The sequence below is a fragment of the Halomonas sp. CSM-2 genome, assembly GCF_002119345.1.
Lineage (GTDB): Bacteria > Pseudomonadota > Gammaproteobacteria > Pseudomonadales > Halomonadaceae > Vreelandella > Vreelandella janggokensis.
On sequence record NZ_NBYR01000011.1, the window covers coordinates 144,426 to 156,328 of the forward strand.

An 11,903-nucleotide genomic window follows, 5' to 3' on the forward strand; every position below is an offset into this window, starting at 1 on the left:
CCCTTTCCTTGTGGGTTTAATTCAACGAGGGTCTAATTCAACAAAATCGCTGGTTACCGGGGCCTCTAAAGACGGCTTTTCAGTATTTGCGACAGGCCGGTACCCCAGTTTTGACAACAAGACGCGGTCGGCCAACGGTAGCGACGACGTGGCGATGCGCAAGACACGCCCATCCTGCTTGGCTTTTTCACCGAGTAACGCCATCAAACGGGACCCTACGCCCCGGCGCCGGGTAGTCTTGCGAACACACAAATCTGATAGCCACCAGGCACCGTCTTGACCCTGTTTGATCGCGACAGCCCCCAATAAGCGGTCATTGAAATGGGCGCAGCCGAAAAAATGCTGCTGCAAATGCTGCTCGATAAAAGGCTCGACCGTTTGGCTGGGCATTCGGTCCTGTGGCGCATCATAATAGATGCGTATCAGATCAAGGCGCACTTGCTCATCGGCTTGCCACCGGGCTTGGTCGACGTAATGCAGTGTCACCGGCATGGAGTATTCCTCTTCACCAACGCAGCAAGGCTGCTTTTTCTTCACAATGGAAGGCGGTTACCTTTTAAGCATTGTAGCGGATGGGGGCACCGATTCACTATAATGGCCGCTTTGCAGAAGGCTTTATCCTTCTCGCTCGGTGGTATGTTCATTTGGGCCATCGGCTTTCTTCTAGAGTGCGCAACAGCGCAGGAGTTGCATGATGTCAGCGCGAATCGCCACGGTAAGCCGTGACACCAACGAAACGCAGATCAGCGTCAGCGTCAACCTTGACGGCGAAGGTCACCTGTCTGGACAGTCCGGCGTACCGTTTCTCGATCACATGCTCGACCAGATAGCACGTCATGGCATGATAGACCTCGACATCAATGCCAAGGGCGACCTGCACATCGATGACCACCACACCGTTGAGGATTTGGGCATCACGCTTGGCCAGGCATTTGCCGAAGCCGTGGGCGACAAGCGCGGCATTTATCGCTACGGCCATGCCTATGTCCCGCTGGATGAAGCATTATCCCGTGTCGTGGTGGATTTCTCGGGTCGCCCCGGTTTGTATATGAAGGCAGACTTTACACGCGACACCATCGGCCACTTCGAAACCCAACTGGTTGCCGAGTTTTTCCAAGGATTCGTCAATCATGCACGTGTTACGTTGCACATCGATAACCTGAAGGGCCTGAACGCTCACCACCAGGTCGAGACCATTTTCAAAGCCTTCGGCCGGGCACTGCGCATGGCGGTTAGCGAAGATCCGCGCATGGCAGGGCAAATGCCCTCGACCAAGGGAAGCTTATAAGGAGCGCTTAATGACCATCGCTGTCATCGACTATGGCATGGGTAATCTGCACTCGGTCGCCAAGGCACTCGAGCATGTTACTCATGAAAACGTGGTCATTACCCGTGACCCACGACGCATTTTAGGGGCCACCCGGCTGGTCTTGCCTGGCCAGGGGGCGATCCGCGATTGCGTCGGCGAACTGGAGCGGACTGAACTACGCGGATTGGTCGACGACATCCTGACGCGCCAGGCCAAGCCGCTTTTGGGTATCTGCGTAGGCCAGCAGATGCTGTTGGAACGCAGTGACGAAAACGGTGGCGTTGATTGTCTGGGCTTTTTCCCTGGCAACGTGAAGCGCTTTCCCGCCACCATGCGCGACCAGCACGACCAGCGCTTGAAAGTGCCACATATGGGCTGGAACTTGTTACATCAGCGTCAGCCGCACCCGCTATGGGAAGGCATCGAGCAGCATGAACATTTCTACTTTGTGCATAGCTACTATGTGGAAGCGGCGGATGACGCTCACGTATTCGGTACAACGGACTATGGCAGTGTGAATGCTCATGTCGCCATCGGCCGCGACAGCACCTTCGCCGTGCAGTTTCACCCCGAGAAAAGTGCCCGCGCGGGTCTACGCCTGCTGGAAAACTTTGTCACCTGGACGCCTTAAGAGGTTTGGTTATGTTGGTAATTCCCGCGATTGATCTCAAAGACGGCCAGTGTGTCCGTTTGAAGCAAGGCCGAATGGACGATGCCACCTCCTATGGCGATGACCCCGTTGCCATGGCCGCCCGTTGGGTGGAAGCGGGGGCACGCCGCCTGCATCTGGTGGATTTGAACGGTGCGTTTGAAGGCAAGCCGGTCAATGGCGACGCAGTGACGGCCATTGCGCGGGCTTATCCGGACCTCCCCATTCAGATTGGCGGCGGCATCCGCTCGGCCGAGACCATTGAGCACTACCTCAAGGCAGGCGTTTCTTATGTCATCATCGGCACCAAAGCGGTGAAAGAGCCGGATTTCGTCACTGATATGTGCCGCGCTTTCCCGGGCCATATCATTGTCGGTCTCGATGCAAAGGAAGGCTTTGTGGCCACCGACGGCTGGGCAGAGGTCTCCACGCTCAAGGCCACCGATCTGGCCAAACGCTTCGCCGACGACGGTGTATCGAGCATTGTTTACACCGACATCGCCCGAGACGGCATGATGCAAGGCGTCAATATCGAGGCGACTGCGGAGCTTGCCCGAGAAGGCGGCCTACCGGTCATCGCCTCAGGTGGTGTGACTAATCTTGACGATATCCAAGCCCTTTGCAAGGTCGCTGATAGCGGCATCCTGGGCGCCATCACCGGACGCGCTATTTATGAAGGCAGCCTGGACCTTGCCGACGCCCAGCGCCTGAGCGATCAACTGACGGGAGGCCGTAAATGAGTCTCGCCAAACGCATTATTCCCTGCCTGGATGTCGATGCAGGCAGGGTGGTCAAAGGCGTGAATTTCGTGGGTATCCGCGATGCCGGTGACCCGGTGGAAATCGCCAAGCGCTACAACCAGCAGGGCGCCGATGAGATCACCTTTCTGGACATCACCGCGAGCCATGAAGACCGCGCCACCACGGTGGAAATGGTGGAGCGTATTGCGGGGGAAGTGTTTATTCCGCTTACCGTGGGCGGCGGTATCCGCAGCTGCGACGATATTCGCACCATGCTGAATGCCGGCGCCGATAAAGTCTCCATCAACACGGCAGCGGTCACCAACCCCGACTTCGTCTTTGAGGCGGCTGAGCGCTTCGGCAGTCAATGCATTGTGGTGGCCATTGATGCCAAAAAGGTATCCGGCGAGGGTGAACCGCCACGCTGGGAGATTTTCACCCACGGTGGACGCCGCCCGACAGGGCTGGATGCCATCGAGTGGGCAAAAAAGATGGTGGACCTCGGTGCAGGCGAGCTACTGCTCACCAGCATGGACCGCGACGGCACCAAGTCAGGCTTTGACCTGGGGGTGACCCACGCGATTGCAGAAGCGGTCAGCGTGCCGGTGATTGCGTCGGGCGGGGTAGGCAACTTGGACCACCTCGTTGACGGGGTACTGAAAGGCGGCGCTGACGCCGTCTTGGCCGCCAGCATTTTCCACTTCGGTGAATACACCATTCCTGAAGCGAAGCGTTACATGGCCGAACGCGGTATCGACATGCGCTTGTGACCCGCTCAAAGCCGTCGACTTGTCCGGCGGCGTCCAGCGTTATGCCTCGTCCAGCGATAATCCCAGGTTACTGACGCCGCCATTACGGCCAAGCTGGCGAATATCTTTCAGGGTGTCTTTGGTCAGCGGCTGCGACACTTCTTCTAAAACAGCGTCCTGGAAGTTATTTTCGTCTTCCGTCAATGGATGGTCACGGATGAGAAGCGCCAGCGCGTTGGCGTCTTCTTCGCCTTCGGTCAGCTCGATAAAGGCGCGTACTCCGGCGCGTGAGGTGCGGCTGACATCCAGCACGGCTTCCGGCGACTCGCCCTGCAGCGTATCCAGCAATGCCGATATCGACACGACCGCATCCAGAGCCCGACGCGCGCCAAAGCTTTCGTCGCCTTCGGGCGGCTCACATTCGGCCAGTTTTTCTGCCTGACGGGCAAAATCGATGCTCGCGCCGGGCACGCTGAGGCGCTCCCAGACCAGGTTGAGCACCGCCCGCAGCGTATGCCCATCGCCATGCCCGGTGGTCTGTTCATAAAGCGCATAGTTGGGCAGTAGTCGCTCACAGAGTGCGGCCATAAATGCTTGCTGAGCGGCTAGCGGCAACTGTTGTAGCCGTTGATAAAAGCCGGGGGGATTGGTGGACGCCATACGCTATTCCTGGATTGAGTGACTCAAGTTATTGGTGAACGCCGGACAATACGTTATCGTCGCCATCGTGTCGGCAGCCTCTGTTGGCAAATTGCCGCAAGGCCGGCGAGGAGATTACCATGCATATTCATCTGCTACAGCACGGCCCTGACCATGGACCCGCCCGATTAACCGACTGGCTAACCAGTATGGGGCACAGCTTCACCATTTTTCATCTCTATGATCATGAGTTGGTCCCACGCGCCAGCGATAGTGACGCCCTTATCGTTCTGGACGGGCCAGACCGCTTCATCGAACAGCCACCGGCCTGGTTCAAGGCCGAAAACAAGCTGATTAATCGCTATCTGGATGGCCAGAAGCCTTTACTGGGTATTGGCCTGGGAGCGTTATGGATCGCCGACGCGCTCGGCAGCGTGGTCGCCCTCGGCACCTACCCCGAATCAGGCTGGCACACCATCCACCTGGCACCGGAAAGTCCCATCGACCTGCCCGAGCAGTTCGATGCCTTCATGTGGCATCGCTATGTCTTCAGCCTACCCGATGATGCCTTACCCTGTGGGGGGAGCGAAGCGGCACCGCTTCAGGGCTTCAGTTGGGACGCAGGCCGCGTGGTCGGGCTGCTATGCCACCTTGAAGTCACTCAAGAAAGTATCGAGCCGCTATTGGCGCGCCATCCTCTCGAGGCAGAACGCCGCGACTTCCTGCAGACCGAGGCGGATATACGCCAGAGCCCCAAGCGCTTTGACACACTGGCGGCACTGCTTGACCGCTTGCTGAGTCAGTGGCTTCGCCCCGCATCGCTCTAACCATCTCGATTGCTTAGCGAGCAGTTGTCTGGTCGAGGCTCCATTGGCGGGCCGCCGCCAGGCAGCTTTCCCAGTCCCCCGCGTGGTATTCAGGTACACCAGCGTCACGCTGGCGTTCCAGATGATAGCGATACATGGGGTCGTAATATTCCGTGAGCAGCGGGGCTAGCCAAGCCTCGTGCGCTTGTGTATTGCCCTGCTCATGCGCCGTAAAAGCCAGTGCTTGCAGCCTCTGCAACCGCTGCAACCTCTCGTTGCCCAGTCGCTTCTTCAACCGCAACAAGGCGTTACTTAGCTGCCGACACATTCGCTGCCACCCTTCTTCAGGCCCGTAACGGAGCCGGTAGGCGTGCTCGAGATCGAGAATATAGTCGCGCCGCAGCTGCTCCAGACGCCAGTCCAGGGGCATCTCGACGCGTAAACGCGGCGCGTGTTCCATCGCACCCCAAAAGCTTAACGGCACATTCACTTCACCTATTTGCCGCGACTCGTCTTCCACCACCAGAGGACCGGGAAGCGCAAGCAAGCGCTTTGACAATCGGTGTTCAAAGTCGATCTGGCAAGGTGGAGGCTCAGGCGAACGACCAAAGGCGGAGCCTTTGTGCTTGGCAAAGCCTTCCAGATCGACGCCATTGGCTAAGCGATTGACCAGCACTGTTTTAGCGCAGCCCGTCAAACCGCCCACTATCAGCAGTGGCTGTTGAGCCGCCACATCTATATGGGCGATCAGGCGTTGGCGCAGCGCTTTCCAGCCTCCCTCGATACGTGGCCTGACCACGCCTGACTCGGCAAGCCACTGCTGAACAATTTGCGAGCGCAAGCCACCTCGAAAACAGTAAATCACGGCTTCGGGGTGACGGGTCAAATAATCCCGCCAAGCTGCCATACGGGCCTCCTTGACGGCCCCGCTGACCAGCTCGTTGCCCAGTGCAATCGCCGCTTGCTGGCCCTGTTCCTTGTACGCAATGCCGACGCGGCGGCGTTCTTCATCTTCCATCAGTGGCAAGTTGACAGCACCGGGCAAGGCCCCCTTGGCAAACTCAACAGGCGCGCGTACATCAATCAATGGATGGCCCTGACGAATAAGCTGAAGATCGGCAGACACCGTTGGCAATATCACCCGATAACCTCAATCAGTGACTCGCCCTGGGGCTTTTTGAGCTTCCCAAACGGCTGCAACGTCAGCCCGAACGTACGTCCAATGCGTTCGACATCGTCTTCCCACGCCGGATCGACCGCCAGCAGCAAGCCACCTGAGGTTTGTGGATCACACAGCCATTGCCAGTGGGCTTCATCCATATCGGGTAGCGCACTGCCCAGCGCATCGCGATTGCGTTGCGTACCACCAGGCACTGCCCCTTGCCGACGATAGCTTTCCGCTTCAGCCAGGCGCGGCAAGCGACGAAAATCAATTTGTGCCATGACACCACTGGCTCGGCACATCTCGGACAGATGGCCAGCCAAGCCGAACCCGGTGACATCCGTCATGGCATTCACGCCTTTTATCTCAGCCAGCGGCACCCCAATACGATTCGATTGCAGCATGGTTTCGCGTGCCAACCCATGATGGCCCGCGGCTAGCAGGCCACGTTTTTCCGCCGTCGTGAGCATGCCAACGCCAATCGGTTTGGTAAGGAACAGCAGGTCACCGGGCTTGGCATGGGAATTTAGCTTCAATTTATCAAGCTCCACCAGGCCATTCACCGACAGCCCAAATATCGGCTCGGGCGCGTCGATGGAATGGCCTCCCGCCAGAGACACGCCAAGTTCACGACAGACGGCCTGGGCCCCGGCCACCACATCACCGGCGACGTCGGCACTTAATTTATCCAGGGGCCAGCCCAGAATCCCCAACGCCATGACCGGGGTGCCGCCCATGGCGTAGACGTCGCTGATCGCATTGGTGGCGGCAATACGCCCAAAATCAAACGGATCGTCGACAATGGGCATAAAGAAATCAGTGGTGGCAATCATGCCGCGACCGTCACCCAGGTCATAAACAGCCGCGTCTTCACGCCCCTGATTACCGACGACAAGCCGCTTATTCTTGGCCGCAGGGCCTGCCTTGGCAAGAATATGATCCAAGACATCGGGCGCAATTTTGCAGCCACAGCCAGCACCATGACTGTATTGCGTTAATCGAATGGAACTCATGGTGTCTCTCCTTGGCTCATTGATATCAATTCAGTGTAACCCAATCGCAACCGGTTAGAGGGCATCGAGCGCATCGCTCAATTTATCCACGGCGATGACCTCCATCCCCTTTGGTGGCTGTTTCGGGGCGTTGGCGCGTGGCACAATGGCTCGCTGAAAGCCATGCTTTGCCGCCTCGGTAATCCGCTCCTGCCCGCTCGGCACCGGACGTATTTCGCCCGACAGGCCGACTTCACCAAACACCACCAGTTCTCGTGGTAAAGCACGGTTTTGCAGGCTGGAAACAACTGCCAAAAGCACGGCCAGGTCCGCGCTGGTTTCGAGTACCTTGACGCCCCCCACGACGTTTAAAAACACGTCCTGGTCGCCGGTAAACAAACCGCCATGGCGGTTAAGAACAGCCAATAGCATGGCGAGGCGGTTCTGATCCACGCCCACCGCCACCCGCCGTGGATTACCCAGCGCCGACTCATCCACCAGCGCCTGCACTTCTACCAATATAGGCCGCGTGCCTTCCCAGACCACCATTACCAGGCTGCCCGGCGCTTGCTCTTCCTGCCGGGACAAGAAAATCGCACTGGGATTTTTGACCTCTTTCAAGCCCTGCTCGAGCATGGCGAACACGCCCAGTTCGTTGACAGCGCCAAAGCGGTTTTTCTGGCCGCGCAGGGTACGAAAACGGGAGTCGGCCCCACCTTCAAGTAACAGCGAGGCATCAATCATATGCTCAAGTACTTTCGGCCCTGCCAGCGTGCCATCTTTGGTGACATGCCCCACCAATAGCAGAACGGTATTCGTTTGCTTGGCAAAACGTGTGAGAGCCGCGGCCGACTCACGTACCTGGGCAACCCCACCCGGTGCCGAGGCGATATCTTCAAGGTGCATGGTCTGAATCGAATCGATCACCAGAACCTCGGGGTTTTCCCGTTCGGCTACTGCCAGAATGGTCTCCACACTGGTTTCCGCCAGCATCTTCAAGCCTTGGGTGGGGAGCTGCAGTCGATGGGCACGCATGGCCACCTGAGAAAGCGACTCCTCTCCCGTCACGTAGACGATACGTCGTTGCTGGGCCAGCTTGCAGGCGGTTTGCAGCAGTAGCGTCGACTTCCCTGCTCCAGGGTTACCACCCAACAACACCGCAGAACCTGGCACTAGGCCACCGCCCAGCACACGGTCAAATTCGGCAAAGGTCGACGTTAGCCTCGGGACTTCGCTGAGATCAACCTGGCCAAGGTCTACAATCTGTCGAGAGTGATCCCCCGCATAGCCTGCCCGCCCGGTGCCACCAGCTCCACTGCCGGGGCGGGCACTTGCCAGACGCACCTCGCTTAGCGTGTTCCATTCCTGGCAACTGGAACATTGCCCCTGCCATTTCCGGTATTCCGCACCGCATTCGGTGCAAACGAAAGCGCTTTTGGCTTTTGCCACCGCAGTGAGCCTCCATTTCATTCATTACATACACAAAAGGCGGCCAATGGCCGCCTTTACATGTGCAACATGTGCCGTTACTGGCGGGTAAGCTGCAGCGTTTCACCATTTTCAAAGCGACGACGCTCGGGGTCGATCAACTCCAAGGTGCTTTCATCGATGCGTAAAAAGTAATAGATCTGGCCATCGCCGTTAGGCGTCAGCTCGTAAACAGTGGCATCGGGATTCGATGGTGTTCCACTGAGAACTTCCCAATTACCTTGATAGTTTTCATCCGGTGGATTTTGCGGATGGTTGCGATAGGACGCATTCAGCGTGAAGGTGCGTTCTTCTGCAGCACTCATTTCTTCACCCATCATGGTGACATCCAGATCGATACCGTCGCAGTTACGGCAAGGCAGTGAGCCCTGATAAGTCGCCTGTGCGGTCGCTTCCTCTTCTTGCGGCTGTTCCATTGGGCCGCTCGCGCAGCCAGCTAGAAGTGCCAACATAGCCGAACCGGCTAGCAAACTCCTGAGTTGCATTGGGTCTCTCCTTATCGTGTTGGACATTTTCTTTGTTACGCGCACTTGTGACAGCATAACGCCTACAAGGTGCGACGCCCACCCCTGAGAGCTGAATGCTTGCGCTCAGTTAGCCTTCAAGCGACCATGGGCTATCTTGCAAGGATAATCAGGTTACCCCCATGAGCCAATACTGGAGTCCGGCCGTTCGCGAACTTACGCCATACGTGCCCGGTGAGCAGCCACGTGAGCAGCTTGTAAAGCTCAATACCAATGAAAACCCTTACCCGCCTGCCCCTGGTGTCGGCAACGCGCTCCGCGATTATGCAACCGATCATCTGCGTCTCTATCCGGACCCAACCTCTACAGCGCTGCGTGAGGCGCTCGCGGAGACGTTTAAGGTAGCCAGCAGCCAGGTGTTTGTCGGTAATGGTTCCGATGAAGTGCTCGCCCTTGCCTTTCAGGCGTTTTTCCGCCATGGCGCGCCGCTAGACGTTCCCTCGATTACCTACAGCTTCTATCCCGTTTACGCCAATCTTTATGGCGTTGAGTTGCGTAAGCACCCACTCAATAAGCAGTGGGAAGTCGATATCGATGCGTTGACGGCGGAAACTCATCGAAGCGGCGTTATCTTCGCCAACCCGAATGCACCTACCGGCCACGCACACTCGCTGGAGGTCATTGAGTCGCTGCTTAACCGGGTCACGGATCGTGTGGTATTGGTGGATGAAGCCTATGTCGATTTCGGCGCTGAGAGCGCTGTAGCGTTGATTGACCGCTACCCCAACCTGCTCGTTACCGGGACATTCTCCAAATCCCGCAGCCTGGCAGGCCTGCGCCTTGGCTATGCGGTAGGTTCGGAGGAATTGATTGATGGCTTGCTGCGGGTAAAGGATTCCTTTAACTCTTATCCCGTGGATAGTCTGGCCAGCCTGGTGGGCATCGCCGCACTGAAGGATGTCGAGCATTTTGAAGCCTGTCGCGAGCATGTGATTACCACCCGTGAGCGTACCCGTCAGCGCCTTGAAGTGCTGGGATTTGAGGTATTGCCCTCCAAGGCTAACTTTGTGCTTGCCCAGCACCCTGATTATGCAGGGGCTCAGATATTTGCTGACTTACGTGAACGCGGCATCCTGGTCCGTCATTTCAATACCCCGGAACTCAACAACTTCCTGCGCATCACCATCGGCACCGATGACGAGATGGACAGCTTGATTGAAGCGCTGGAAGTGATCTGCGGTTAATGACCAGCATCGTTTTTAAGGGCGGCGCAAGCCGCCTTTTCAATAGCGGTTTTCTTCCACGCACACAAAAACCCCCGAGCACGATGTGCTCGGGGGTTTCTGCGGTATAGGTGCCTGACGATGATCAGGGCGGCTCTCCACTACTTTACTCGTCTCATCCTGAGACTCGCCCTTCGGGCCCGCTAAAGCGGTTCCCGTTTGTTCCCGACAAACGGGTCCATGGGGAGACCCCTAAAAACAAAGCCCCGACCAAATGGCCGGGGCTTCGTTAAATAAGTGCCTGACGATGACCTACTCTCGCATGGGGAGACCCCACACTACCATCGGCGCGAAGCGGTTTCACTGCTGAGTTCGGCAAGGGATCAGGTGGTTCACGCTTGCTATGGTCGTCAGGCGTAACTTTAAATGCCTATCATGCTGTGCTTTGTGTGCGTCTCTTACCAAGCCCTGTGTCATCAACACTTGCCTCAGTACGCGTATCCGGTTCTCTGAGTGCTTCAACACTCATCGTTATCATCACGACCAGACCCCTTGGGTGTTATAGGGTCAAGCCTCACGGGCCATTAGTACACGTTAGCTCAACGCCTTGCAGCGCGTCCACACCGTGCCTATCAACCAGCTGGTCTCGCTGGGCCCTTCAGGAGGCTCTAGGCCTCAGGGATGTCTCATCTTGAAGGGGGCTTCCCGCTTAGATGCTTTCAGCGGTTATCCCGTCCGCACATAGCTACCCGGCAATGCCACTGGCGTGACAACCGGAACACCAGAGGTGCGTCCACTCCGGTCCTCTCGTACTAGGAGCAGCCCTTCTCAAACATCCAACGCCCACGGCAGATAGGGACCGAACTGTCTCACGACGTTCTAAACCCAGCTCGCGTACCACTTTAAATGGCGAACAGCCATACCCTTGGGACCGACTTCAGCCCCAGGATGTGATGAGCCGACATCGAGGTGCCAAACACCGCCGTCGATGTGAACTCTTGGGCGGTATCAGCCTGTTATCCCCGGAGTACCTTTTATCCGTTGAGCGATGGCCCTTCCATACAGAACCACCGGATCACTAGAACCTGCTTTCGCACCTGCTCGACGTGTCTGTCTCGCAGTCAAGCACCCTTATGCTCTTGCACTCATTGCACGATGTCCGACCGTGCTGAGGGTACCTTCGTGCTCCTCCGTTACGCTTTGGGAGGAGACCGCCCCAGTCAAACTACCCACCACACACTGTCCTCGATCCGGATAACGGACCTGAGTGAGAACGCCAATGATGCCAGGCTGGTATTTCAAGGCTGGCTCCACCCGAACTGGCGTCCGGGTTTCTAAGCCTCCCAGCTATCCTACACAGGCAACATCAGCGTCCAGTGTGAAGCTATAGTAAAGGTTCACGGGGTCTTTCCGTCTAGCCGCGGGTACACCGCATCTTCACGGCGATTTCAATTTCACTGAGTCTCGGGTGGAGACAGCGTGGCCATCATTACGCCATTCGTGCAGGTCGGAACTTACCCGACAAGGAATTTCGCTACCTTAGGACCGTTATAGTTACGGCCGCCGTTTACCGGGGCTTCGATCAAGAGCTTCGCCTTACGGCTAACACCATCACTTAACCTTCCGGCACCGGGCAGGCGTCACACCCTATACGTCCGCTTACGCGTTAGCAGAGTGCTGTG

12 protein-coding genes and 2 rRNA genes are annotated in these 11,903 nt (G+C 57.3%); 6 read left to right on the top strand and 8 right to left on the bottom strand.

Going from position 1 to position 11,903, the window contains the following annotated elements; all coding sequences use genetic code 11:
- Positions 1 to 21: 21 nt before the first annotated feature.
- Positions 22 to 492, bottom strand: a complete 471-nt coding sequence (locus B7L15_RS11480; protein WP_085919110.1) for a GNAT family N-acetyltransferase — start codon at positions 490 to 492, stop codon at positions 22 to 24.
- Between the two features lie 202 nt (positions 493 to 694).
- On the opposite strand from B7L15_RS11480, the gene hisB reads away from it, so the two are divergent.
- Genes hisB through hisF form a run of 4 tightly spaced genes read left to right on the top strand, consistent with a single transcriptional unit; the run spans position 695 to position 3,468 of the window.
- A complete protein-coding gene (gene hisB, locus B7L15_RS11485) occupies positions 695 to 1,288 on the top strand; it encodes an imidazoleglycerol-phosphate dehydratase HisB (RefSeq protein ID WP_085919111.1) in 594 nt (197 codons plus the stop codon).
- A gap of 10 nt (positions 1,289 to 1,298) precedes the next feature.
- Positions 1,299 to 1,940, top strand: coding sequence for an imidazole glycerol phosphate synthase subunit HisH (gene hisH, locus B7L15_RS11490; protein WP_066319841.1), 642 nt, complete (start codon positions 1,299 to 1,301; stop codon positions 1,938 to 1,940).
- Positions 1,941 to 1,951: 11 nt separating this feature from the next.
- Positions 1,952 to 2,698: a 1-(5-phosphoribosyl)-5-[(5-phosphoribosylamino)methylideneamino]imidazole-4-carboxamide isomerase gene (hisA, locus tag B7L15_RS11495; protein WP_085919112.1), complete on the top strand. Its 747-nt coding sequence runs from the start codon at positions 1,952 to 1,954 to the stop codon at positions 2,696 to 2,698.
- Positions 2,695 to 3,468: an imidazole glycerol phosphate synthase subunit HisF gene (gene hisF / locus B7L15_RS11500; RefSeq protein WP_085919113.1), complete on the top strand. Its 774-nt coding sequence runs from the start codon at positions 2,695 to 2,697 to the stop codon at positions 3,466 to 3,468. The genes hisA and hisF overlap by 4 nt, the downstream gene beginning before the upstream one ends.
- A gap of 39 nt (positions 3,469 to 3,507) precedes the next feature.
- Here the strand turns inward: hisF and B7L15_RS11505 are convergent, their stop codons facing one another.
- Positions 3,508 to 4,107, bottom strand: a complete 600-nt coding sequence (locus B7L15_RS11505; protein WP_066319837.1) for a YjaG family protein — start codon at positions 4,105 to 4,107, stop codon at positions 3,508 to 3,510.
- Between the two features lie 119 nt (positions 4,108 to 4,226).
- On the opposite strand from B7L15_RS11505, the gene B7L15_RS11510 reads away from it, so the two are divergent.
- Positions 4,227 to 4,913 carry a type 1 glutamine amidotransferase gene (locus tag B7L15_RS11510; protein ID WP_085919114.1) on the top strand — a complete coding sequence of 229 codons (687 nt, stop codon included), beginning with the start codon at positions 4,227 to 4,229 and terminating at the stop codon, positions 4,911 to 4,913.
- A gap of 13 nt (positions 4,914 to 4,926) precedes the next feature.
- Here the strand turns inward: B7L15_RS11510 and mnmH are convergent, their stop codons facing one another.
- From mnmH to B7L15_RS11530, 4 genes are all read right to left on the bottom strand, one after another.
- Positions 4,927 to 6,033 carry a tRNA 2-selenouridine(34) synthase MnmH gene (gene mnmH / locus B7L15_RS11515; RefSeq protein WP_085919115.1) on the bottom strand — a complete coding sequence of 369 codons (1,107 nt, stop codon included), beginning with the start codon at positions 6,031 to 6,033 and terminating at the stop codon, positions 4,927 to 4,929.
- A complete protein-coding gene (gene selD / locus B7L15_RS11520) occupies positions 6,030 to 7,067 on the bottom strand; it encodes a selenide, water dikinase SelD (RefSeq protein ID WP_085919116.1) in 1,038 nt (345 codons plus the stop codon). The genes mnmH and selD overlap by 4 nt, the downstream gene beginning before the upstream one ends.
- Before the next feature lie 54 nt (positions 7,068 to 7,121).
- Positions 7,122 to 8,495, bottom strand: a complete 1,374-nt coding sequence (radA, locus tag B7L15_RS11525) for a DNA repair protein RadA (protein WP_085919117.1) — start codon at positions 8,493 to 8,495, stop codon at positions 7,122 to 7,124.
- 77 nt (positions 8,496 to 8,572) lie between these two features.
- Positions 8,573 to 9,019, bottom strand: coding sequence for a copper resistance protein NlpE N-terminal domain-containing protein (locus B7L15_RS11530; RefSeq protein WP_085919118.1), 447 nt, complete (start codon positions 9,017 to 9,019; stop codon positions 8,573 to 8,575).
- Positions 9,020 to 9,180: 161 nt separating this feature from the next.
- Here B7L15_RS11530 and hisC point away from each other — a divergent pair, with 161 nt between their 5' ends.
- Positions 9,181 to 10,242 (top strand): histidinol-phosphate transaminase, encoded by a 1,062-nt coding sequence (hisC, locus tag B7L15_RS11535; RefSeq protein ID WP_085919119.1) that lies wholly within the window; start codon positions 9,181 to 9,183, stop codon positions 10,240 to 10,242.
- A 278-nt stretch (positions 10,243 to 10,520) separates the two neighbouring features.
- On the opposite strand, the gene rrf is transcribed toward hisC, so the two are convergent.
- Both rrf and B7L15_RS11545 read right to left on the bottom strand, forming a co-directional pair.
- A 5S ribosomal RNA gene (rrf, locus tag B7L15_RS11540) occupies positions 10,521 to 10,636 on the bottom strand.
- A gap of 148 nt (positions 10,637 to 10,784) precedes the next feature.
- Positions 10,785 to 11,903, bottom strand: a 23S ribosomal RNA gene (locus B7L15_RS11545); the annotation flags it as partial.